We start from the raw sequence: 23,210 nt of genomic DNA, 5'->3' as shown, positions 1-23,210 counted from the left end.
TTAGTACTTCCTCACCATCGGCTCGTAGCGCGTGAAGACCACCGGTTTGGTAGCCAGCCGGATGCCGGCGATCGCCTCGGCGGAACCGTCCGCCGGAGCGTGCTCATCCTTGTACGCCATGGAGTGCTTCATGAATTTTTCGTCGTCGCGCTCGGGGAAGTCCTCGCGGAAGTGTCCGCCGCGGGATTCCTCGCGGTGCAGGGCCGCCACGGTCATGACCTTGGCCAGCTCCAGCAGGAAGCCCAGCTCCACGGCCTCGAGCAGGTCGAGGTTGAAGCGCTTGCCCTTGTCCTGGACGTTGATCCGCTGGTAGCGCTCCTCGAAGGACGCGATGTCCTTCAGGACCTGGTTCAGCGTGTCGGCGGTGCGGAACACCTGCATGTTGGCGTCCATGGTGTCCTGCAGTTCCTTGCGGATCTGGGCCACCTTTTCGGTGCCATTGGCGGTGCGGACGTGCTCCAGGAGGTTCAGCGTGTAGGCCTCCGGATCCGCGGGCAGTTCCACGAAGTCGGCGGTCTTGGCGTACTCGGCGGCGGCGACGCCAGCGCGCTTGCCGAAGACGTTGATGTCCAGCAGCGAGTTGGTGCCCAGGCGGTTGGAGCCGTGGACGGAGACGCAGGCGACCTCACCGGCGGCGTAGAGGCCCGGGATGATCGTGTCGTTGTCCTGCAGGACCTCGGCGCTGATGTTCGTGGGGATGCCGCCCATGGCGTAGTGCGCGGTCGGGAAGACCGGGACCGGCTCGGTGTACGGCTCGACGCCCAGGTAGGTGCGGGCGAACTCGGTGATGTCCGGGAGCTTGGCGTCGATGTGCGCCGGTTCCAGGTGCGTCAGGTCCAGGAGGACGTAGTCCTTGTTCGGGCCGCAGCCGCGGCCCTCGCGGACCTCGTTCGCCATCGACCGGGCCACGATGTCACGCGGTGCGAGGTCCTTGATGGTGGGGGCGTAGCGCTCCATGAAGCGCTCACCTTCGGAGTTGCGCAGAATCGCGCCCTCGCCGCGGGCGGCCTCGGAGAGCAGGATGCCCAGGCCGGCCAGGCCTGTCGGGTGGAACTGGAAGAACTCCATGTCCTCCAGGGGGATGCCGCGGCGGAACGCGATGCCCATGCCGTCACCGGTAAGGGTGTGGGCGTTGGAGGTGGTCTTGAAGACCTTGCCGGCGCCGCCGGAGGCGAACACGACCGACTTGGCCTGGAAGACGTGCAGTTCGCCGGAGGCCAGGTCGTAGGACACGACGCCGGCAACGCGCTTCTGCTTGTACGGGGTGCCGTCCTCGCGGACCGCATCTTCCTCGACCGTCAGCAGGTCCAGCACGTAGTACTCGTTGTAGAACTCAACGTTGTGCTTGACGCAGTTTTGGTAGAGGGTCTGGAGGATCATGTGGCCGGTGCGGTCGGCGGCGTAGCAGGCGCGGCGGACCGGGGCCTTGCCGTGGTCGCGGGTGTGGCCGCCGAAGCGGCGCTGGTCGATCCGGCCCTCGGGCGTGCGGTTGAACGGCAGGCCCATCTTCTCGAGGTCCAGGACGGCGTCAATAGCTTCCTTCGCCATGACCTCGGCGGCGTCCTGGTCAACCAGGTAGTCGCCACCCTTGATGGTGTCGAAGGTGTGCCATTCCCAGTTGTCTTCCTCGACGTTGGCCAGGGCGGCGCACATGCCGCCCTGTGCCGCGCCGGTGTGGGAGCGCGTGGGGTAAAGCTTGGTCAGTACCGCTGTTCGGGCGCGCTGACCGGATTCGATCGCTGCGCGCATGCCCGCGCCACCGGCGCCGACGATGACGACGTCGTACTTATGGACCTGCATACCAGATGCTCTTTCTCTCAAAATTCGCTGTGAACACCGCCGGCGAGACCAGGACGGTGGGGCGCACTGTTCCTGCCCGACGGGCAGGCGGGACTCAGCGGCCGGGGACCGGGGCGGCTACGGGGTGGGGCAGAACCCGCCGGGCAGCTGCACGCCGTCGACCACGGGGCAGGGGTTGAAGGTGAAGATCACCAGGGTGCCGAGGATGACGATCGCCGCGGCGGCCGCGTACAGCACGATCTTCAGCCACAGGCGCGTGGCGTCCTTCTCGGCGTAGTCGTTGATGATGGTGCGGACACCGTTGCTGCCGTGCAGCATGGCCAGCCACAGCATCGCCAGGTCCCAGACCTGCCAGAACGGGTCGGCCCACTTGCCGGCGACGAAGCCGAAGTCGATCGCGTGGATGCCTTCGCCGACCATCAGGTTCACGAACAGGTGGCCGAAGATGAGGACCACCAGGACGACGCCGGAGAGCCGCATGAACAGCCATGCCAGCATCTCGAAGTTGCCCTTCGAGGAACCGTTGCGGTTGTACTTCGGGGCGACGCGGCCCGCGCCGACCTTGCCGGAGCGCGGGCTCTGGATCTGCGTTGCACTCATGGCTAGTGACCTCCGAGGGCGAGGGACAGGTGGCGGATGGAGAAGCCGACCATGACGATGACCCAGAGGGCCAGGACCGTCCACAGCATCTGGCGCTGGTACTTGGCGCCCTTCTTCCAGAAGTCGACGGCGATGATCCGCAGGCCGTTGAAGGCGTGGAACACGATCGCCGCGACGAGGCCCGTTTCACCCAGGGCCATGAGGGGGTTCTTGTAAGCGCCGATCACGGCGGTGTACGCCTCCGGGGACACACGCACCAACGACGTGTCCAGCACGTGGACCAACAAGAAGAAAAAGATCACTACACCGGTAACGCGGTGTCCAACCCAGGACCACATGCCTTCACGGCCGCGGTACAAGGTGCCAGCTGGTTTTGTCGGCACTGAATAAACCTCCCTGCAACACAGCGGCGCTGGCATGGGATCCACGCGGGGGGAACGCCTGCTGCGAGAGCACTCGTAAGCTCAAGCCTAAATCTAGGCTTCGCTGTCAGCTTATTCAATTCAGGGCGGCGGTACCGAGGGGACCTTCCGCGGTTTTTGCCCGGTTTTGAGACGAACGCCACATTCGCTGGCATTCAGGGCCATTTTGAGGTCCTTGATCCGGGGCTGTGGAGCGGGTGTCAGTTAGAGTGGCCGTGATGACTACTGATAATGTGACCGGCCTCGAGCCGCATGATGCTGCCGCGGACTCGCCCCTGGACCGTTTCATCGCGGTGATCCCGGCCGGGGGTGTCGGGACGCGTCTCTGGCCGCTGTCCCGCGCCGCCGCACCCAAGTTCCTGCACGACCTCACCGGGTCCGGCAGCACCTTGTTGCGCGCCACCTATGACCGCCTGGAGCCGCTGGCCGGCAGCCGGATGCTGGTCGTCACCGGCAACGCCCACCGCGAGGCCGTCTGCCGCCAGCTGCCCGAGATCCACGACGCCGACCTGGTGCTGGAGAGCGAGCCGAAGGACTCCGGCGCCGCGATCGGCCTGGCGGCCGCCATCCTCTACGAACGCGATCCGGATACCATCATGGGCTCCTTCGCCGCGGACCAGGTCATCAGCCCCGACGAGCTGTTCCAGGAGGCCGTCCGGGAGGCCATTTACACCGCCGCCTACGGCAAGATCGTCACCATCGGCATCAAGCCGACGCACCCGTCCACCGGGTTCGGCTACATCCGCGCCGGCGAGCAGCTGAGCGTCCCGAACGCCCCCAGCGCCCACACGGTGGTGGAGTTCGTGGAGAAGCCCAGCGAGGACGTTGCCCAGCAGTACGTGGACAGCGGAGAGTACGTCTGGAACGCCGGCATGTTCGTCGCGCCCGTGTCCCTGATGCTCAAGCACCTCGAGGCCAACCAGCCGGAGCTGTTCGCCGGCCTGCAGGAGATTGCCAAGGCCTGGGACACCCCGCTGCGTGACGAGGTCACCGCCCGGGTGTGGCCCACGCTGCCCAAGATCGCCATCGATTACGCCGTGGCCGAGCCCGCCGCCGAGGCCGGGGACGTCGCCGTCGTGCCCGGCACCTTCCGTTGGGACGACGTCGGGGACTTCGCCTCTGTGGGCCGGCTCAACAGTGCCAAGGAGGTCGACGAGGTCACCGTGATCGGCGCCGGCGCCCGGGTCTTCACCGAAAACGCCAGCGGCGTGGTGGTCACCGACACCAAGCGCGTCATCGCCCTGATCGGCATCAAGGACGTCGTGATCGTGGACACCCCGGACGCCCTGCTGGTCACCACCAAGGCCCACTCGCAGCGGGTCAAGGCCGCCGTCGACGCCCTCAAGGCCAGCGGCGACACGGACGTCCTCTAGCCAAGCCGCGCTTAAACGCCGCTGACCTGCGCTTTCACTGCCGCCCGGGACCCGATGGGTACCCGGGCGGCGGTGCGTAATGCGCCGTCCGGGATGCCGCTATTTCTTGGACTGTGGCTACAGTGATTGGGTGCGCAATTACACTACCGAGGCCGAGCCCACCACCCGCGTGGAACCCTGGCTGGAGCCCCTCCTGCCGGAACTGATCGACTTCCGCCGTGACCTGCACGCGCACCCCGAGCTGTCCTATAAGGAATTCCGTACCACGGACAAGCTCGCCAGCCGGCTGGAAGCCGCCGGGCTGAAGCCTCGGCGCCTGGAAGGCACAGGCCTGACCGTGGACGTGGGGGAGGGGCCCATCGCCACCGCGCTGCGCGGTGACATCGACGCGCTGCCGATCATCGAGGAAACCGGGCTGGAGTTCGCCTCCAAGAACCACGGGGTCACCCATGCGTGCGGCCACGACGTGCACACCACCACCATGCTCGGCATCGCCCTGGTCCTGCAGCGCATGCACGAAGCCTCCCCGCTCGGCGGGACGGTCCGGATCATCTTCCAGCCGGCCGAGGAAACCATGCCCGGCGGCGCCCACGCCTGCATCGAACAGGGCGTCCTGGAGGGCGTGCCGCGGATCCTGGCCCTGCACTGTGACCCGCGGATCGAGGTGGGCAAGATCGGCACCCGCATCGGCGCCATCACCTCAGCCTCGGACACCATCAAGATCGAACTCTCCGGCCGCGGCGGCCACACCTCCCGCCCGCACCTGACCGAGGAACTGGTCTTCGCCCTCGCCCAGATCGCCATCAACGTGCCCGCCGTCCTGTCCCGCCGGGTTGACGTTCGCAGTGGCGTCTCGGTGGTGTGGGGCCACATCTCCGCCGGCGCGGCCCCGAACGCCATCCCGGCCAGCGGCTACATGGCCGGCACCATGCGCTGCCTGGACCGGGACGCCTGGCACAGCGCCGGCCGGATCCTCGACGAGGTGGTCCAGCAGATCGCCGCACCCTACGGCGTCGACGTCCACCTCGAGCACACCCGCGGCGTCCCGCCCGTGGTCAACTCCGAGCACGAGACGGCCCTGATCGAAGCCTCCGCCCGCGCCGAGATCGGCGAGAGCTCCGTGGTGCTCACCCCGCAGTCCATGGGCGGGGAGGACTTCGCCTGGTTCCTGGCCGACCTGCCCGGGGCCATGATGCGGCTCGGCACCAAGACCCCCGGGGGCGAGGAATACGACCTGCACCGCGGCGACTACATCCTGGACGAGCGCGCCCTGGGCCTGGGCATCCGGGTTCTCACCGCCGCGGCCCTGCGCACCCTCCGGGACCTCGGGCAGCAGTAGCGCCTCCGCCTCACCGTCTGACTTCCCCGCCGGAATTCCCCACCTTCGCCTCCCCGGCGCCGCGAGGCGCCGTCGGATCCTCCGGACACGCCGCACGACGACGTCGAATGCGGGGAAATTCCGCGGGGCAGCTCCGGCCCTGGCGTATTAGGTTGTGCACAACTGAGTTGCGCACAATTGAAAATGCCCGTACGGTGGAACCATGCCCACTTCCGCAGAGACTTCCGACGCCGTGAACCGGCCCGAGGCGCCCCACCTCGAGGCGCCCCGCCTCGATCGGCAGGTGTGCTTCGCCATGTACTCGGCATCCCGCGCCGCGACGGCGGCCTACCGGCCGATGCTGGAGGAGCTGGGCCTGACCTACCCGCAGTATCTGGCCATGATGGTGCTCTGGGAAAACCAGCCGCGCAGCGTCCGCGACCTCGGCGAAGAGCTCGGCCTCGACTCGGGCACGCTGTCCCCGCTGCTGAAGCGGCTCGAGGCACTGGGCTTCGTGGAACGGCGCCGGTCCGCCGAGGATGAGCGGCGGGTCGAGGTCTTCCTGACCGACGCCGGCGCCGCCCTGAGCGCCCGCGCCGCCGGGATTCCGCAGCGCCTCGCCGACGCCGCCGGACTGTCCCCCGCGGAGCTGGACCAGCTCCGCGAGACCCTGACCCGGCTGGCCGCGGCTTTGCACCCCGGCCACTGACGGCGTCCGGCCCGTTCCCAGGTCCACACCAAAGACTTTCCCCACCCCGACAGATTGGATCCCCATGAAACCCCTGTACACGGCGGAGGCCCTCGCCTCCGGTGAAGGCCGCGACGGCAACGCCCAGACCAACGACGGCAAGCTCAACGTCACGCTCGCCAGCCCGGTGGAGCTGGGCGGCAGCGGCGAGGGCACCAACCCGGAACAGCTCTTCGCCGCCGGCTACGCTGCCTGCTTCCACTCGGCCCTGCGCCTGGTGGGCCGCCAGCAGAAGGCGGACCTGACCGATTCCGCCGTCGCCGCGAAGATCCACCTCGGCGCCCTGGACGGCGGCGCCGGCTACGGCATCGCCGCCGAACTCGAGATCGCGCTGCCCGCCGTCGACCGCGAGACCGCCGAGGCGCTCGTGGCCAAGGCCCACGAGGTCTGCCCCTACTCCAACGCCACCCGTGGCAACATCACCGTAGACATCACCATCATGGAGGTCGCCGCATGAGCACCGAGAACACCACCCTTCCCACCAGCACCCGCGAGGTCCAGCTGGCCTCCCGCCCGCACGGCCGCCCCGTGCCGGAGAACTTCCGCCTGGCCGAGTCGGCCCTGCCGGAGCTGCAGGACGGCCAGGTCCTCGTCCGCAACCTCTTCATCTCCGTCGACCCGTACATGCGCGGCCGGATGAACGACGTGAAGTCCTACTCCGCGCCGTTCGCCCTGGACGCGGCCATGGAGGGCGGCGCCGTCGGCGAGATCATCGCCTCCCGCTCCGAAGACCGCAAGGTCGGCGACACCGTCGTGCACAGCCTCGGCTGGCGAGAATACGCCGTCCTGGACGCCGGCGCCACCTCGCCGGCCCGCACGGACCTCGCCCCGGCGTCGGCCTTCCTCGGCGCCCTCGGCATGACCGGCCTGACCGCCTACGCCGGCCTGCTGAAGGTCGCCGACTTCAAGCCCGGCGACGCCGTGTTCGTCTCCGGTGCCGCCGGCGCCGTCGGCTCCCTGGTGGGCCAGCTCGCCAAGGCCATGGGCGCCTCCCGGGTCATCGGCAGCGCCGGCACCCCGGAGAAGGTTGCCCGTCTGCTCGAGCTCGGCTTCGACGCCGCGTTCAACTACCACGACGGCCCGGTCCGCGACCTGCTCAAGGACGCCGCGGGGGAGAAGGGCATCGACGTTTACTTCGACAACGTCGGCGGCGAGCACCTCGAAGCCGCGCTCTCGGTGATGAACGTCGGCGGCCGCGTCGCCATGTGCGGTGCCATCGCGCAGTACAACTCCACCGAGCCGACGCCGGCCCCGCGGAACCTGATGCTGGCCATCGGCAAGCAGCTGACCCTCAAGGGCTTCCTGGTGGGCGGCTACTGGCAGTACATGGGCGAGTTCGTCGAGAAGGTCTCCGGCTGGATCGCCGACGGCACCATCCGCTACGACGAGACGATCGTGGACGGCCTGGAGAACGCCCCGCAGGCCTTCATGGACCTGCTCGACGGCGCCAACACCGGCAAGATGCTCGTCCGCATCTAAGCGGGCCACTCAGCAGACAACCGCCCCGCGCACCGCGCGCGGCTCCGAAAGGGCCCCGGACTCACCGTCCGGGGCCTTTTTGCGCACGGGGGGCAAGGTAGGGAAGGGCCGGGGCAGGGTAGGGGAGCGCGTTGGTAACAACTTCTCAACGATCTGGGAAACCGCTGTGAACTGTGTTACTTGACGTGTTGCAGGCCACTAAAGTAACTGGCATCAGTGCGCCTCGGCGCAGTGCTGCGAACGCCTCAGTGACAACAGTGTTTCGGGAGCAACACCGTAAGCGGACACTCATTGAACCCCCGTCGTAGCGCCTACCCCTTCCTGGAGGAACTTTGAAGAACTCACTGCGCGCAACTCTCAAGCGCGGTTCCATGGCCGGCGTCGCCACCGCGGGTGCGGCCGCCCTGCTGCTGACCGGCTGCGGTGCCGCCCCGTCCTCGTCCACCGCCTCGGGCTCGGCCACCAAGTCCGACTACACCGCCTGCATGGTGTCCGACTCCGGCGGGTTCGACGACAAGTCGTTCAACCAGTCCGGCTACGAGGGCCTGCAGAACGCCGCCAAGGACCTCGGCATCAACGAGAAGCACGTCCAGTCCAAGGCTGACACGGACTACGACCCGAACCTGCGCTCCATGGTCCAGCAGGGCTGCAAGCTCACCGTGACCGTCGGCTTCCTCCTCGGCGACGCCACCAAGTCCATCGCGACGGCCAACCCGAACAGCCACTTCGCGATCATCGACTACAACGACCCGACCTTCCCGAAGAACGTCAAGCCGATCGTCTACGACACGGCCCAGGCTGCGTTCCTGGCCGGCTACCTGGCCGCCGGTACCTCCAAGACCGGCAAGGTCGCCACCTTCGGCGGCATCAACATCCCCACCGTCACCATCTTCATGGACGGCTTCGCCGACGGCGTGAAGTACTACAACCAGAAGAAGAGCAAGAACGTCCAGCTCCTCGGCTGGGACAAGGACAAGCAGGACGGCACCTTCGTCGGCGACTTCAAGCAGGTCGACAAGGGCAAGGTCCTGACCCAGGGCTTCCTGGACCAGGGCGCGGACATCGTCCTGCCCGTCGCCGGCCCGGTCGGCGGCGGCGCCGGCAGCGCCATTCTGGACGCCAAGTCCAAGGGCAAGGACGCCAAGCTCATCTGGGTTGACTCCGACGGTTACCTGACCGCCGCCGAGTACAAGTCCGTGATCCTGTCCTCCGTGCAGAAGACCATGTCCACCGCCGTCGAATCCGTCATCAAGGACGACAAAGACGGCAAGTTCGACGCCGCCCCGTACATCGGCACCCTGGAGAACGGCGGCGTGGCCCTGGCCCCGTTCCACGACCTGGATTCCGCCGTTCCGGCCGACCTCAAGAGCGAGCTGGACCAGCTGAAGAAGGACATCATCTCCGGCACCGTCAAGGTCGAGTCGAAGTCCAGCCCGACCAAGTAAGCACCACACCGCGGGGCGCGCTGCCCTTCCGCCGTCACCCGGCCGAAGGGCAGCGCGTTCTGTTTTGCCGGGACCTCCCGGCACCCCGCCGGGCCGCGTTTGGGGAAGCCCGCCCGGCCACCACCCTGCCCAGTAACCACCCGTGACACTAGGCTGGGATCACCCACTGCGCTGCCGCCCACCACGGCGCCGGAGCAGTCCATTTACACAGACAGATTGGTTGGGGTTTTGAAACTCGAACTGAAGGGGATCACGAAGCGCTTCGGATCCCTGGTAGCCAATGACCACATTGACCTGGTCGTCGAACCCGGGCAGGTGCACTGCCTGCTGGGCGAAAACGGCGCCGGCAAGTCCACCCTGATGAACGTCCTCTACGGTCTCTACGACCCGACCGAGGGCGAGATCCTGGTGGACGACAAACCCGTGGTCTTCAAGGATCCGGGCGAGGCGATGGCCGCCGGCATCGGAATGGTCCACCAGCACTTCATGCTCATCCCGGTCTTCACCGTGGCCGAGAACGTGGCCCTCGGCAACGAGACCACCAAGGCCGCCGGGCTGCTGAACCTGGACGCCACGCGCGAGAAGATCCGGCAGATCTCGGACCAGTACGGCTTCGACGTCGACCCCGACGCGATGGTCGAGGACCTCCCCGTCGGTGTCCAGCAGCGCGTCGAGATCATCAAGGCCCTGGTCCGCGACGCCGAGGTCCTGATCCTGGACGAGCCCACCGCCGTGCTCACCCCGCAGGAAACGGACGAACTCCTGGACATCATCCGGCAGCTGAAGCGGGACGGGAAGTCGATCGTCTTCATCTCGCACAAGCTCCGCGAGGTCAAGGCAATCTCGGACACCATCACCGTCATCCGCCGCGGCAAGGTCGTCGGCCAGGCCGATCCCTCCGCCTCACCCACCGAACTGGCCTCCGCCATGGTGGGACGCGCCGTCAGCCTGAACCTGGACAAGGCTCCCGCCAGGACCGGCGACGTGACGTTCACGGTCCGGAACCTCACCGTGACCGACCACAACGGCCAGCACGTCGTCGACGGGCTGTCCTTCGACATCGCCAAGGGCGAGGTCCTCGCCATCGCCGGCGTGCAGGGCAACGGCCAGACCGAACTGACCGAGGCGATCCTCGGCGTCCAGCCGCACGTCACCGGATCGATCACGCTCGACGGCGAGGAACTGCTGGGCAAGAGCGTCAAGCACGTCCTCGGCGCCGGCGTCGGCTTCGTCCCCGAGGACCGCACCCTCGACGGCTTGGTCGGCACCTTCACCATCGCCGAGAACATGATCCTGGACCTCTACGACAAGGCACCGTTCGCCCGCGGCGTCGGGATGAAACCCTCCGTGATCGCCGAGAACGCGGCCAAGAAGGTCGAGGAATTCGACGTCCGCACCCCCTCGGTCGCCGCCGCCGTCGGCACCCTCTCGGGCGGCAACCAGCAGAAGGTGGTGCTGGCCCGCGAGCTCTCCCGCCCGCTGCGGCTCTTCATCGCATCCCAGCCCACCCGCGGCCTGGACGTCGGCTCGATCGAATTCGTGCACAAGCGCGTCATCGCCGAACGCGACCACGGCACCCCGGTCATGATTGTCTCCACCGAACTCGACGAGGTCATGCAGCTGGCGGACCGGATCGCCGTGCTCTACCGCGGCAAGCTGGTCGGCATCGTGCCCGCCACCACCTCCCGCGACGTGCTGGGCCTGATGATGGCCGGCGTCCCGGCCGCCGAAGCCGAAGCCAGCGCCTCCGCCCACGCCCCCAGCGGCACGACGACGACGGCGCTCCCGGAGCCTGCCGGCCACGAAGGAGAAACCCATGTCTGAGAAGACAACCCCCGAGCCCCAGGCGCCCGGCGGCACCACGCCCGGCGGGACCACCCCCGAGGCCGTCGCCTCCGACGTCGCCCTCGACACCGCCGGCGGCCAGATGCAGCCCTCGGCCGTACCCGCCGCCACCCAGCTGCACGGCGGTGACCGCGAGGGCACCGTGATGCACCGGATCTTCACCGGCAACGCCATGGTCTCCGTGCTCTCGGTCCTGCTCGCGATCGTGCTTGGCGGCATCCTGATGGCCGTCACCAACCCGAAGGTCGCCGCCGCGGCCGGGTACTTCTTCGCCCAGCCCGGAGACCTGCTCACCGAGGTCATCCGGCCCTACACCGCGCTGGTGCAGGGCTCAATCTTCAACTGGGCCGGGGCCGACCTGTCCGCCCAGCTGTACCCGATCACGGAGACCTTCACGGTCGCCACCCCGCTGATCTGCGCCGGCCTCGGCGTCGCCCTCGCCTTCCGCGCCGGCCTGTTCAACATCGGCGCCCAGGGCCAGATCATCTTCGGGGCCCTGTTCGGCGCCTACGCCGGGTTCGCCTGGCACCTTCCCATTGGGCTGCACCTGCTCGTCGTCATCGTCGCCGGCCTGGTCGGCGGCGCGGTCTGGGGCGGCGTCGTCGGCCTGCTGAAGGCCCGTACCGGCGCCCACGAGGTGATCGTCACGATCATGCTCAACTACATCGCCAACTTCCTGCTGCTGTTCCTGCTGACCACCCCGGCGTTCCAGCGCAAGGGCTCCACCAACCCGATCTCGCCGTTCCTGGACCCCAGCGCGCTGTTCCCGGAACTGCTCGGACCGCAGTTCCGCCTGCACGCCGGATTCCTGGCCGCGATCCTGGCCACCGTGTTCGTCTGGTGGCTGCTGAACCGCTCCACCATCGGCTTTGAGTTCCGGGCCGTCGGCGCGAACCCGAGCGCCGCACGCACCGCCGGCATCAACGTCGCCCGCAGCACCATCCTCGTGATGGCGATCGCCGGCGCCCTGGCCGGCCTCGCCGGCATCGCCCAGGTCTCCGGCACCGAGAAGTACCTCTCCGGTGGCGTCGCCGCCTCGATCGGCTTCGACGCCATCACCGTCGCCCTGCTGGGCCGTTCGACGCCGTGGGGAACGTTCTTCGCCGGCCTGCTCTTCGGTGCCTTCCGCGCCGGCGGCGTGGCCATGCAGGCCCAGACCCAGACCCCGATCGACATCGTCCTGGTCATCCAGTCCCTGATCGTGCTGTTCATCGCGGCGCCCCCGCTGGTGCGGGCGATCTTCGGACTGAACCCCCGTAAGAAAAAGACCACCACGAGTGGGACCGCCGGCACGCACGCCGGCGGCGTGAAGAGCGGAGCGGCAGCATGAGCGCCACCACACACTCCCCGGCCAGCACGCCGGGCACCGGGAAGGGCGGCGCCACCGCCCCCGGCGGCAAGGCCGGAACCCCGGCCGCGGCCGAGCTGGTGAGCTGGAAGGCCGGCATCGGCCTGGGCCTGCTGGCCGTCCTCGGCACCATCCTGTTCGGCTTCCTGGCCAACACCAAGTCAGCGGGCTTCCGGATCGCCGAGGCCCGCGACCCGAACGCCTCCTCCGCCGCGGCCTGGATCACCCTGGCCGTCGCCCTCGCCGCCGCGGCCTACGTCGGCTACCGCTGGATCAGCCAGCGGCGCGACGGCGGACCCGTGGACCGCTGGATCCCCGCAACCACCATCGCCGCCGTCGTCGTCCTGGGCCTGGCCGCCCTCGGCGTCGCGCAGGTGGAAAAGATCACCGTGCCCTCGATGGTGTTCGGCTGGATCTGCTCCGTGCTGCTGCTGGCCCTGGCCGGCTACACCATCTGGCTGACCCTGCAGCACCGCCGCACCCCCGGCTGGGTGGGCGGGCTCTTCGCCGTCGTCTTCCTGGTCGGCTTCATGATCTGGATCGTCGCCGGCGGCCGCGACCCCGAGCCCTCCATCTCCCTCGGCGGCCTGATGGCCGGCGCCGTCACCCTGGCCGTGCCGCTGGTCTTCGGCTCCCTCTCCGGCGTGCTCTGCGAGCGGGCCGGCGTGGTCAACATCGCCATCGAGGGCCAGCTGCTGCTGGGCGCATTCTCCGCCGCCGTCGTCGCCACCATCACCGGCAACGTCTACATCGGCCTGGTGTCCGCCGCGATCGCCGGTGCGCTGGTCTCCCTGGTCCTGGCCGTGGTCAGCATCAAGTACCTGGTCAACCAGATCATCGTCGGCGTCGTGCTCAACGTCCTGATCAGCGGCCTCACCAGCTTCCTGTTCTCCACCCTGCTCACCGCGGACCCGGAGCACCTGAACAAGCCCGGCCGGCTGCAAGCGGTCGACATCCCGTTCCTGGCCGATATCCCGATCATCGGACCCATCCTGTTCCACCAGTCCCTGGTGGGCTACCTGATGTACATCGCCGTGATCGTGGTCTACGTCGGGCTGTTCCACACCAAGTGGGGCCTGCGCGTGCGCGCCGTCGGCGAACACCCGCAGGCGGCCGACACGGTGGGCATCAACGTCAACCGCACCCGGTTCATCAATGTCCTGATGGGCGGGGCGATCGCCGGCATCGGCGGCTCCTTCTTCACCCTTGTCTCCGTGGACGCGTTCAGCAAGGACATGTCCGGCGGCCGCGGCTACATCGCCCTCGCCGCCATGATCTTCGGCCGCTGGAACCCCATCGGGGCGTTCCTGGCCGCGCTGCTGTTCGGCTTCGCGGACAACCTGCAGAGCATCATCACCATCATCGGCTCGCCGGTGCCCAGCCAGTTCATGGCGATGCTGCCCTACGCCTTGACGGTGATCGCCGTCGCCGGGCTGGTCGGACGGTCCAGGCCGCCCGCGGCCGGCGGCATACCGTACGTGAAGGGGTGACGGGCGTGACCGGAAACCCCGCCGTCGAGCCCGTGGACCTCAGCGCTGCGGTGGACTGGCCGGCCCTCGAGGCCGCCGCCATCGCGGCGATGCGGAACGCCTACGCCCCCTATTCGTCCTTCCCGGTGGGGGCTGCCGCCCTTACCGCGGACGGGCGGATCGTCAGCGGCTGCAACGTCGAAAACGCCAGCTACGGCCTCACCCTCTGTGCCGAGTGCACCCTGGTGGGCAACCTGCAGATGACCGGCGGCGGGCAGTTGCGCGCCTTCTACTGCGTCGACGCGCACGGCACCGTCCTGATGCCGTGCGGCCGCTGCCGCCAGCTGCTCTACGAATTCCGCGCCCCGGACATGGAACTCATGACCACCCAGGGCATCAAGACGATGGACCAGGTGCTGCCCGACGCCTTTGGCCCCCAACATCTGGAGGAAACCCGATGACCCCGTCCACCCACTCTTCCGCTAACACGGAGTCCTTCGACGCCGTCGACATCATCCGCACCAAGCGGGACAAGGGCACGCTCAGCGCCGCCCAGATCGACTGGACGATCGACGCTTACACCCGCGGGGCCATCGCCGACGAACAGATGGCCGCCCTGAACATGGCCATCCTCCTCAACGGCATGGACCGCGCGGAGATCTCCCGCTGGACCGCGGCGATGATCGCCTCCGGCGAGCGGATGGACTTCTCCAGCCTGCGCCGGCCCGACGGCGGCGTGAAGGCCACCTCGGACAAGCACTCCACCGGCGGCGTGGGGGACAAGATCACCCTCCCGCTGGCACCCCTGGTGGCCGTCTTCGGCGTCGCCGTCCCGCAGCTCTCCGGCCGCGGCCTGGGCCACACCGGCGGCACCCTGGACAAGCTCGAGTCGATCCCCGGCTGGCGCGCGGACCTCAGCAACGAGGAAATGCTCGCCCAGCTGCAGGACGTGGGCGCTGTCATCTGCGCCGCCGGCGCCGGCCTGGCCCCGGCGGACAAGAAGCTCTACGCCCTGCGCGACGTCACCGGAACGGTCGAGGCGATCCCGCTGATCGCCTCCTCGATCATGAGCAAGAAGATCGCGGAGGGCACCGGCTCCCTGGTGCTGGACGTCAAGGTGGGCAGCGGCGCGTTCATGAAGGACGAGGCGCGGGCCCGGGAACTGGCCGAGACCATGGTGGCCCTGGGCAAGGACGCGGGCGTGAACACCGTGGCCCTGCTGACCAACATGAACACCCCGCTGGGCCTGACCGCGGGCAACGCGATCGAGGTCGAGGAGTCCGTGGAGGTGCTCGCCGGCGGCGGCCCCGAGGACGTCGTCGAACTCACCGTCCGGCTGGCCGAGGAGATGCTGGCCTGCGCCGGCGTCAACGACGCCGACCCCCGGGCAGCGCTCAAGGACGGCCGCGCCATGGACGTCTGGAACCGGATGATCGAGGCCCAGGGCGGCGACCCGCGCGCGGCGCTGCCGGTGGCCAAGGAATCCGAAACCATCTACGCCCAGGCCGACGGTGTGCTGGTGGAACTCGACGCGATGGCCGTCGGCGTCGCAGCCTGGCGCCTGGGCGCCGGCCGGGCCCGCAAGGAGGACCAGGTCCAGGCCGGCGCCGGCGTGCGGATGCACGCCAAGCCCGGCGCCACCGTCCGCGCCGGCGAACCGCTGATGACGCTGCTGACCGACACCCCGGAAAAGTTCGACAGGGCCAAGGAAGCGCTGGAGCACGCCGCCGTGATCGCCCCCGAGGGATCCCGTCCGGCCCAGCAGCTGATCATCGACCGCATCGCCTAAGACCACCGCGGGGACCCGGCAGTACACTGGCTGCACAGCAGTCCGGGAGAAACCGGGTCCCGCCGTGCGTTAGGAAATCGTGCAGGCAATCAACGACTTCATCCTGGCAGCCGCAGGCCAGCCGTGGGTTCTCATCCTGGTCTTCGCCTGTTGCCTCATCGACGGCTTCTTCCCACCGGTGCCGAGCGAGTCGGTGGTGGTGGGCCTGGCCGCCGTCACCGCCACCGCCGGCGTCCCCAACCCGGTTCTGCTGCTCGCCGTGGCCGCCGCCGGGGCCTTCGCCGGGGACAACATTGCGTACGCCATCGGCCGTTCCGCCGGGACCGACCGCTGGCGCTGGATGCGCGGCTACCGGACCCAGCGGGCGCTGGCCTGGGCCGGCCGGGAACTGCGGAAGCGGCCCGCGTCGCTGATCATGGTGGCCCGCTTCATCCCCATCGGCCGCGTTGCCGTCAACCTCACCGCCGGGGCGACCGGATACTCCCGGCCCCAATTTGTCGGCCTCACCGCGCTCTCCGCGGTCCTCTGGGGCGCGTACTCGGTGGGCATCGGGTTGTTTTTCGGCCAGTGGTTCGATCACAACCACCTGCTCGCCGCCACCATCGCCATCATCTGCGCGGTGCTGCTCGGCGTTGCCGTGGACCTGGTCCTGAACCGGCTGCGCCGGGGAACCCCGATGAAGGCGCCGTGACGACCCCGCGCAGCGCCGTGACGAACCCGCGTAGCGCCGGGGGAGCCGGGCGTGGGACACTGGGATGCGATGCACATCACCCAGTCGACGACGGCGTGATTAGCCTCCAGTTCCGCACCCTTTCCGTTGTCCGCACCCGTTCAGTTTCCGAGGAGCACAGCCCGCGTGGAGTTCATTAATGAGGCCGTGCTCCATGCCGCCGGCCAATGGTGGATTTATCCCCTCCTGCTGGTCTTCTTCTTTGTCGACGGCTTCGCCATGGTGGTGCCCAGCGAGACCCTGATCGTGGCCCTGGCCGCGTACTCACGGCACAGCGGCGAGCCCAACCTCTGGATCCTCGGCCTGACGGCCCTGGTCGGCGCGATCGCCGGCGACAACATGGCTTACCTGCTGGGCAGCCGGATCGGGCTGGAACGCTTCCGCTGGATGCGCAAACCCAAGGTGCAGCGGGTCTTCGCCTGGGCCCGGTACGAGCTCGAAAAGCGCGGCGCCGTGCTGATCTTCACCGCCCGTTACATCCCCTGGGGACGCGTCGCGGTCAACTACGTCGCCGGCACCACGGGCTTCCCGCACCGCCGCTTCTTCCTGCTCGACGCCTTCGCCTGCCTGACCTGGGTGGTGTACTCGCTGGGCATCGGCCTGCTCGCCAGCTCGTTCCCGTGGCTGCACCACAACCCGCTGCTCAGCGCCGGAATCGCCGTCGTCTTCGCGATCGTGCTCGGCGTTGGCGTGGACCATGCGCTGCGCTGGTGGCACAAGCGCTTGGGCCGTCGCGACGAGGCCGCCGGCGAGGCGGCACCGAAGGCCGCGCACGACGGCGCACCGAAGCCTGCACACGAGGCCGCGGCCCCCGGCCGGCACGCGCCAAGCGACGCCTCGCGGAAGTAGCGCCGCGGCGCCGTCCGACCCTATGGTGGGAGCGTGACTGAGACTATTGCTGACGATGCCCCTGACCTCGAGTTCGACCTGAAGGTCCTGCCGAAGGTTTCCCTCCACGACCACCTGGACGGCGGACTGCGTCCGGCCACCATCATCGACCTGGCCGCCGAGGTCGGGCACACACTGCCCTCCACCGATCCCGTCGCGCTGGGGGAGTGGTTCCGGGAGTCCGCCGACTCCGGCTCGCTGGTCCGCTACCTCGAGACCTTCGACCACACCATCGCCGTGATGCAGACCAAGGAAGGCCTCTTCCGGGTCGCCAAGGAATTCGTCGAGGACCTCGCCGACGACGGCGTCGTCTATGGCGAGGTGCGCTGGGCGCCCGAGCAGCACCTGCAGCGGGGCCTGACCCTGGACGAGGTCGTCGAGGCGGTCCAGGCCGGCCTCGACGCCGGCGTCGAGGCCGTCTCCGAGACCGGCCGCGAGATCCAGGTGGGCCAGCTGATCACCGCCATGCGCCACGCCGACCGCAGCCAGGAAATCGCCGAACTCGCCGTCCGCCACCGCCACCAGGGCGCCGTCGGCTTCGACATCGCAGGCGCCGAGGACGGCTTCCTGCCCTCCAGGTTCAAGGACGCCTTCACCTACCTGGCCCAGCACAACTTCCCGGCTACCGTGCACGCCGGCGAGGCTGCCGGCCTGGAAAGCATCCAGTCCGCCCTGGTGGACGGCCGCGCCCTGCGCCTGGGCCACGGCGTCCGGATCGCCGAGGACGTCACCATCGAATTCGAAGAAGCTGAGAGCGACGGGACCGAGGGCGACGAGGTTCCCGACACCATCGGCATGGTCACCCTCGGCGACCTCGCCGGCTGGGTGCGGGACCGGGGCATCGCCCTGGAAATCTGCCCGTCCTCCAACCTGCAGACCGGCGCCATCTCCGGCTTCGGCGAGGGCATCGAGAGCCACCCCGTGGACATGCTCTACCAGCTGGGCTTCAACGTCACCATCAACACCGACAACCGGCTGATGAGCGGCGTGACCCTCACCGACGAGTTCGAACTGCTGGTCGAAACCTTCGACTACGACCTCGACGACCTGCTGGAACTTACCCTCAACGCCGCCGAGGCCGCCTTCCTCCCGCTGGAGGAGAAGGAAGCCCTGGTCGAATACATCAACGAGGCCTACGCCGACCTTGGCTAGGAACCCCGAGGCCGACCCTTCCGGGGCGGTGGACGCGCTGGCAGGGGTAATTGCCAGCCTGCGCGACCACTGCCCCTGGATGGGCGCCCTTACCCACGACTCCCTGGTGGAGTACCTCCTCGAGGAGGCCTTCGAGACGGCGGAAACCATCGAGGGCGGGCACGGTGACGCTGAACTCCGCGCCGAGCTGGGCGACGTGCTGCTCCAAGTGGTGCTGCACGCCCGGCTGGCCGAGGAACGCGGCGCCTTCGACTTCGACGACGTCGCCCGCGGGCTGCGGGAGAAGATGATCCGCCGCAACCCGCACGTCTTCCGTCCCGACGGCACCCTGCAGGACACCTTCCCCGCGACGGTGGAGGAGATCGTGCAGACCTGGGATGCGGTGAAGCGGGCGGAGAAGTCCGGGCTCGGCCACGCCTTCGAGGGCGTCCCGGCCGCGCTGCCCGCCCTGGCCCGGACACAGAAGCTGCTCGACCGCGCGGACCGGGCCGGCCTGCCTGCCCGGCCGCCCGCCGTCGTGCCCGCACCAGGCGGAACCGCCACCGAACCCGTCGGCGATCCCGGTCCCCATACCGAGGAGGAACTGGGCGAGGCCCTGTTCGCCATGGTGGCCGCCGCCCGGGCCCGGGGGCTGGACGCCGAACGGGCGCTCCGGGCGGCCAACCGCCGCTTCCAGGCCGCCGCCACGGGCGGGACCGCGCCGCCGGAACCCGCCGCCGGCGAGCCCCTGCCCGGGACGTAGCCGGGACTTAATAACTTTCCGTAACCCCGGCCCCTCTGGACTAGGCTAGGGGGTGACGAGGACGTCCACGACGGCTTGACCACCCCCTGAGTTTCCAGCAGTCAGATACCCAACACACCGCTTCACCCAAAGGAGCATTTCCATGGCGCTTATCGATGCCATCCACGCCCGCGAGATCCTCGATTCCCGCGGCAACCCGACCGTAGAAGTTGAAGTTCTGCTCTCCGACGGCCAGATCGGCCGCGCGGCCGTTCCCTCCGGCGCCTCCACCGGCGAGCACGAGGCGGTGGAACTGCGCGACGGCGACAAGGGCCGCTACCTCGGCAAGGGTGTCCAGAAGGCAGTCGACGCCGTCATCGACCAGATCGCCCCGGCCCTGATCGGCTTCGACGCCACGGACCAGCGCAGCATCGACCAGGCCATGATCGACCTCGACGGCACCGCCAACAAGGGCAAGCTCGGCGCCAACGCCATCCTGGGCGTCTCCCTGGCCGTGGCCAACGCCGCCGCCGCCTCCGCCGACCTGCCGCTGTACAAGTACCTGGGCGGCCCGAACGCCCACGTCCTGCCCGTGCCGCTGATGAACATCCTCAACGGCGGCTCGCACGCCGACTCCGACGTCGACATCCAGGAATTCATGGTTGTCCCGCTGGGCGCCGAGACCTTCTCCGAGGGCCTCCGCTGGGGCGTTGAGGTCTACCACGCGCTCAAGGCCGTGCTGCAGTCCAAGGGTCTGGCCACCGGCCTGGGCGACGAGGGCGGCTTCGCACCGAACCTGCCCTCCAACCGCGCCGCCCTGGACCTGATCCAGGAAGCTATCAAGAACGCCGGCTACACACCCGGCAAGGACGTGGCCCTGGCCCTGGACGTCGCCTCCTCCGAGTTCTTCAAGAACGGCTCCTACGAGTTCGAGGGCAAGACCCTGAGCTCCGCCGAGATGAGCGCCTACTACGCCGAACTGGTCGCCGACTACCCGCTGGTCTCCATCGAGGACCCGCTGGACGAGAACGACTGGGAGGGCTGGAAGACCCTCACCGACAGCATCGGCGACAAGGTCCAGATCGTCGGCGACGACCTCTTCGTCACCAACCCGGAGCGCCTGCAGACCGGCATCGACGCCAAGACCGCCAACTCCCTGCTGGTCAAGGTCAACCAGATCGGTTCGCTGACCGAGACCCTGGACGCCGTCTCCCTGGCCCAGCGCAACGGGTACACCACCATCACCTCGCACCGCTCCGGCGAGACCGAGGACACCACCATCGCGGACATCGCCGTGGCCACCAACGCCGGCCAGATCAAGACCGGCGCCCCGGCCCGCTCCGAGCGCGTTGCCAAGTACAACCAGCTCCTGCGCATCGAGGAGGAGCTCGACGACGCCGCACGCTACGCCGGCCGCAGCGCCTTCCCGCGTTTCAAGGGCTAGTACCCGCAAAAACCAGTGACCGGTGGCTATGGTGGAAAGAACCATGGCCACCGGTTCTGTTTTGGCCGGCCGTAGTTGGCCCCGGTCCGGCCAATGTGCCGGCCAGTTGTGAAGGAGTGACATGGCAACCCGCCGTCCCAAAGTTCCCAGGGCAGCTGCGCCGGCCGCCCCTGCACCGGCCGCCGGCCGGGGGGAGCCCGACGGCGGCGACGTGATCCGGGCCGACTTCGGCGGATCCCGCCAGGCCCACGCCCCCGCGCAGGTACCCGGACCGGGTGCAGGACGCACCGCACACGCCGCCGCGGGCCGGGCCGCGTCCGGCCCCACCGGCGCAACCGCCGCCGCGAAACCGGGCGCAGCTTCGTCGGGCACCGCTCCCGGCAACCCCAAAGGCCCGGCCGCCAAGGGCACCGCTTCCGGCGCCTCCAAAGGCTCGTCCGCCACGACGCCGGGCAGCAGGCCCGTCGTCGAGCGCGCCGCGGCCTCCACCGACCCCGTTCCCGCCAAGGCCTTCTCCGGCCGGATGCTGGCGCTGGCCCTGGTCATGGTGGCCATCACCATCCTGCTGGCCCCCACCGTCAAGATCTTCCTCGAGAAACGCTCCGAAATCGCCGGCCTCCAGGCGGACATCACCGCCAGCCAGGCCAAGCAGGCGGACCTGAAGCGGCAGATTTCACGCTGGCAGGACCCCAACTTCGTCAAACAGCAGGCCCGCGACCGGATTAACATGGTTATGCCCGGCGAAACCGGGTACTGGGTGTTCGGCAGCGACATTCCCGCCGACACCCCGGCCACCGGTGCCGCCGCGACAAGCGGCGACAGCCAGGAAACCCTGCCGTGGGTGGACTCCCTCTGGGAATCCATCCGCCGATCAGCAACAGACTAAAAGCGGCGCCCGCCGCCGGAGCGCCGGACCCGGTCCTCCCAACAGGGCAGGAAGGTGCCGCACCCGTGGACCAGAACCGAGTGGACGCCCCCCAGTCCGGAACCGGCGGCCCCGCCGCGGACCACCGCACCCCGACGGCCCGGGACCTCGACGTCCTCAGCCGCCAGCTGGGCCGGCCGGTGCGCGACGTCGTCGAGATCCCCGCCCGCTGCGTCTGCGGGAACCCGCTGGTCGCCGCCACCTCCCCGCGGCTGAGCAACGGCACACCGTTCCCCACCACCTTCTACCTGACGCACCCGGTCATCACCTCGGCCGTGTCCCGGCTCGAAGCGGCCGGCCTGATGAACGAGATGAACGACCGGCTCGTCGGGGACGGCGAGCTCGCGGACCGGTACCGCTCCGCCCACGAGGCCTACCTGCAGTCCCGCGCCGAGATCGGCAAACGCTCGGGCACCGGCCCGGTCCCCGAGATCGATGGCGTCTCCGCCGGCGGGATGCCCACCCGGGTTAAATGCCTGCACGTCCTGGTGGGCCACTCCCTGGCCGCCGGCCCCGGCGTCAACCCTCTCGGCGACGAGGCCATCGACGCGATCGCCGAATGGTGGACCCGGGACCGCTGCTACTGCGACGGCGCCTGGGACACCGACGGCGAGGCCCCCAGCCGGGACCTGAGCCGCCACGGCCCGCAGGGCCTGCCCGACATCGTCGGCCGGCCGGCACCCGTGCGGAAGAACCGGGCCGAGAGCTCCGACACCACCGATGCCTCCGCTGCCGGCGCGACCGACGGGGCGGCCCAGTGAGCCGCGTCGCCGCCATCGACTGCGGCACGAACTCCATCCGCCTGCTGATCGCCGACGTCGACACCAGCGATCCGGCCGCGCCCAAGCTCACCGACATCGTCCGTGAGATGCGCGTGGTCCGCCTGGGTCAGGGCGTCGATGCCACGGGGGAGTTCGCCCCCGAGGCCCTCGAGCGCACCCTCGCCGCCACCGCGGACTACGCTGAGCTGATCCGCCGGCACGACGCCACGAGCGTGCGCTTCGTCGCCACCTCGGCCACCCGCGACGCCAAGAACCGCCAGGTCTTCATCGACGGCGTGCGCGACTTGCTCGGCGTCGAGCCCGAGGTCATCTCCGGCGACGAGGAGGCCGCACTGTCCTTCGCCGGCGCCAGCAGCGTCCTGCCCTTCCGCGGGACCGACCCCGTCCTCGTCGTCGACCTCGGCGGTGGCAGCACCGAATTCGTCCTCGGCAACGCCGACGGCGTCATCGCCGCCCGCTCGGTCGACGTCGGCTGCGTCCGGATGACCGAGCGGCACCTCAAGGCCGACCCGCCCACCGCGGACCAGGTCGCCGCCGCCACCGCCGACGTCGACGCCGCCATCGACGAGGCCGCCCGGACCGTGCCGCTGGAACGGGCCACCGCCCTGATCGGCGTCGCGGGCTCCGTCACCACGATCACGGCCCACGCCCTGAAGCTGCCGGAATACTCCGCGGACGCCATCCACGGCACCGAGCTGGGACTGGACGCCGTGCGCGCCGCCTGCACCTCGCTGCTGGACATGCCGCGGGACAACCGGGCCGCGCTGCCCTACATGCACCCGGGCCGCGTGGACGTGATCGGCGCCGGCGGGCTCGTGTGGCGCCGGATCGCCGAACGGATGGCGGAGGCCACCGGCGGCGTCATCACCACGGCCGTGACCAGCGAACACGATATTCTTGACGGAATTGCCCTGAGCATCAGCTAGCGCCGC

General features: G+C 69.1%; 22 protein-coding genes. 19 read left to right on the top strand and 3 right to left on the bottom strand.

Annotated features, from left to right (window positions below; translation table 11 throughout):
- From sdhA to sdhC, 3 genes are all read right to left on the bottom strand, one after another.
- Window positions 1-1,800, bottom strand: coding sequence for a succinate dehydrogenase flavoprotein subunit (sdhA, locus tag ABC337_RS03250; protein ID WP_412882390.1), 1,800 nt, complete (start codon window positions 1,798-1,800; stop codon window positions 1-3).
- A 117-nt stretch (window positions 1,801-1,917) separates the two neighbouring features.
- Entirely contained in the window at window positions 1,918-2,400 is a 483-nt protein-coding gene (locus tag ABC337_RS03245; protein WP_412882391.1) for a succinate dehydrogenase hydrophobic membrane anchor subunit, read from the bottom strand.
- 2 nt (window positions 2,401-2,402) lie between these two features.
- On the bottom strand, window positions 2,403-2,783 hold the full coding sequence (gene sdhC, locus ABC337_RS03240) for a succinate dehydrogenase, cytochrome b556 subunit (RefSeq protein ID WP_412882392.1): 381 nt from the start codon (window positions 2,781-2,783) through the stop codon (window positions 2,403-2,405).
- A gap of 257 nt (window positions 2,784-3,040) precedes the next feature.
- On the opposite strand from sdhC, the gene ABC337_RS03235 reads away from it, so the two are divergent.
- The 19 genes from ABC337_RS03235 (at window position 3,041) to ABC337_RS03145 (ending at window position 23,204) form a co-directional block, all read left to right on the top strand.
- Window positions 3,041-4,195 carry a mannose-1-phosphate guanylyltransferase gene (locus ABC337_RS03235; RefSeq protein ID WP_364136779.1) on the top strand — a complete coding sequence of 385 codons (1,155 nt, stop codon included), beginning with the start codon at window positions 3,041-3,043 and terminating at the stop codon, window positions 4,193-4,195.
- Between the two features lie 130 nt (window positions 4,196-4,325).
- A complete protein-coding gene (locus ABC337_RS03230; protein ID WP_412882393.1) occupies window positions 4,326-5,534 on the top strand; it encodes an amidohydrolase in 1,209 nt (402 codons plus the stop codon).
- Window positions 5,535-5,736: 202 nt separating this feature from the next.
- On the top strand, window positions 5,737-6,222 hold the full coding sequence (locus ABC337_RS03225; protein ID WP_412882394.1) for a MarR family winged helix-turn-helix transcriptional regulator: 486 nt from the start codon (window positions 5,737-5,739) through the stop codon (window positions 6,220-6,222).
- A 64-nt stretch (window positions 6,223-6,286) separates the two neighbouring features.
- Complete coding sequence (locus ABC337_RS03220; RefSeq protein ID WP_412882395.1) at window positions 6,287-6,718, top strand: organic hydroperoxide resistance protein; 432 nt, start codon at window positions 6,287-6,289, stop codon at window positions 6,716-6,718.
- Window positions 6,715-7,740, top strand: coding sequence for an NADP-dependent oxidoreductase (locus ABC337_RS03215; protein WP_412893204.1), 1,026 nt, complete (start codon window positions 6,715-6,717; stop codon window positions 7,738-7,740). Before ABC337_RS03220 ends, ABC337_RS03215 begins: the two co-directional genes overlap by 4 nt.
- Before the next feature lie 332 nt (window positions 7,741-8,072).
- Entirely contained in the window at window positions 8,073-9,185 is a 1,113-nt protein-coding gene (locus ABC337_RS03210; RefSeq protein ID WP_412882397.1) for a BMP family lipoprotein, read from the top strand.
- 228 nt (window positions 9,186-9,413) lie between these two features.
- Window positions 9,414-11,009, top strand: a complete 1,596-nt coding sequence (locus tag ABC337_RS03205; RefSeq protein ID WP_400160482.1) for an ABC transporter ATP-binding protein — start codon at window positions 9,414-9,416, stop codon at window positions 11,007-11,009.
- Window positions 11,002-12,360: an ABC transporter permease gene (locus ABC337_RS03200; protein WP_412882398.1), complete on the top strand. Its 1,359-nt coding sequence runs from the start codon at window positions 11,002-11,004 to the stop codon at window positions 12,358-12,360. The genes ABC337_RS03205 and ABC337_RS03200 overlap by 8 nt, the downstream gene beginning before the upstream one ends.
- Entirely contained in the window at window positions 12,357-13,868 is a 1,512-nt protein-coding gene (locus tag ABC337_RS03195; RefSeq protein WP_412882399.1) for an ABC transporter permease, read from the top strand. The genes ABC337_RS03200 and ABC337_RS03195 overlap by 4 nt, the downstream gene beginning before the upstream one ends.
- A complete protein-coding gene (locus ABC337_RS03190; protein WP_412882400.1) occupies window positions 13,865-14,308 on the top strand; it encodes a cytidine deaminase in 444 nt (147 codons plus the stop codon). Before ABC337_RS03195 ends, ABC337_RS03190 begins: the two co-directional genes overlap by 4 nt.
- Window positions 14,305-15,636 (top strand): thymidine phosphorylase, encoded by a 1,332-nt coding sequence (locus ABC337_RS03185; protein WP_412882401.1) that lies wholly within the window; start codon window positions 14,305-14,307, stop codon window positions 15,634-15,636. The genes ABC337_RS03190 and ABC337_RS03185 overlap by 4 nt, the downstream gene beginning before the upstream one ends.
- Window positions 15,637-15,715: 79 nt before the next feature.
- Window positions 15,716-16,327, top strand: coding sequence for a DedA family protein (locus tag ABC337_RS03180; protein WP_412882402.1), 612 nt, complete (start codon window positions 15,716-15,718; stop codon window positions 16,325-16,327).
- Between the two features lie 165 nt (window positions 16,328-16,492).
- A complete protein-coding gene (locus ABC337_RS03175) occupies window positions 16,493-17,215 on the top strand; it encodes a DedA family protein (RefSeq protein WP_412882403.1) in 723 nt (240 codons plus the stop codon).
- Window positions 17,216-17,248: 33 nt separating this feature from the next.
- The gene (locus ABC337_RS03170; RefSeq protein WP_412882404.1) at window positions 17,249-18,406 is read left to right on the top strand and encodes an adenosine deaminase; all 1,158 of its coding nucleotides are present in this window, start codon (window positions 17,249-17,251) and stop codon (window positions 18,404-18,406) included.
- A gap of 79 nt (window positions 18,407-18,485) precedes the next feature.
- Window positions 18,486-19,148 (top strand): MazG nucleotide pyrophosphohydrolase domain-containing protein, encoded by a 663-nt coding sequence (locus tag ABC337_RS03165; RefSeq protein ID WP_412883228.1) that lies wholly within the window; start codon window positions 18,486-18,488, stop codon window positions 19,146-19,148.
- A 142-nt stretch (window positions 19,149-19,290) separates the two neighbouring features.
- On the top strand, window positions 19,291-20,571 hold the full coding sequence (gene eno, locus ABC337_RS03160; protein WP_364136802.1) for a phosphopyruvate hydratase: 1,281 nt from the start codon (window positions 19,291-19,293) through the stop codon (window positions 20,569-20,571).
- Between the two features lie 121 nt (window positions 20,572-20,692).
- Complete coding sequence (locus tag ABC337_RS03155) at window positions 20,693-21,457, top strand: FtsB family cell division protein (protein WP_412882405.1); 765 nt, start codon at window positions 20,693-20,695, stop codon at window positions 21,455-21,457.
- A 65-nt stretch (window positions 21,458-21,522) separates the two neighbouring features.
- Window positions 21,523-22,257 carry a DUF501 domain-containing protein gene (locus ABC337_RS03150; protein ID WP_412882406.1) on the top strand — a complete coding sequence of 245 codons (735 nt, stop codon included), beginning with the start codon at window positions 21,523-21,525 and terminating at the stop codon, window positions 22,255-22,257.
- Window positions 22,254-23,204 (top strand): Ppx/GppA phosphatase family protein, encoded by a 951-nt coding sequence (locus ABC337_RS03145; protein WP_412882407.1) that lies wholly within the window; start codon window positions 22,254-22,256, stop codon window positions 23,202-23,204. Before ABC337_RS03150 ends, ABC337_RS03145 begins: the two co-directional genes overlap by 4 nt.
- Window positions 23,205-23,210: the final 6 nt, after the last annotated feature.

The sequence above is a fragment of the Arthrobacter phoenicis genome (genome assembly GCF_047238215.1).
Lineage (GTDB): Bacteria > Actinomycetota > Actinomycetes > Actinomycetales > Micrococcaceae > Arthrobacter.
The sequence above is the reverse complement of the archived record's forward strand: the minus strand, read 5'-3'. Positions and strand labels throughout refer to the sequence as shown.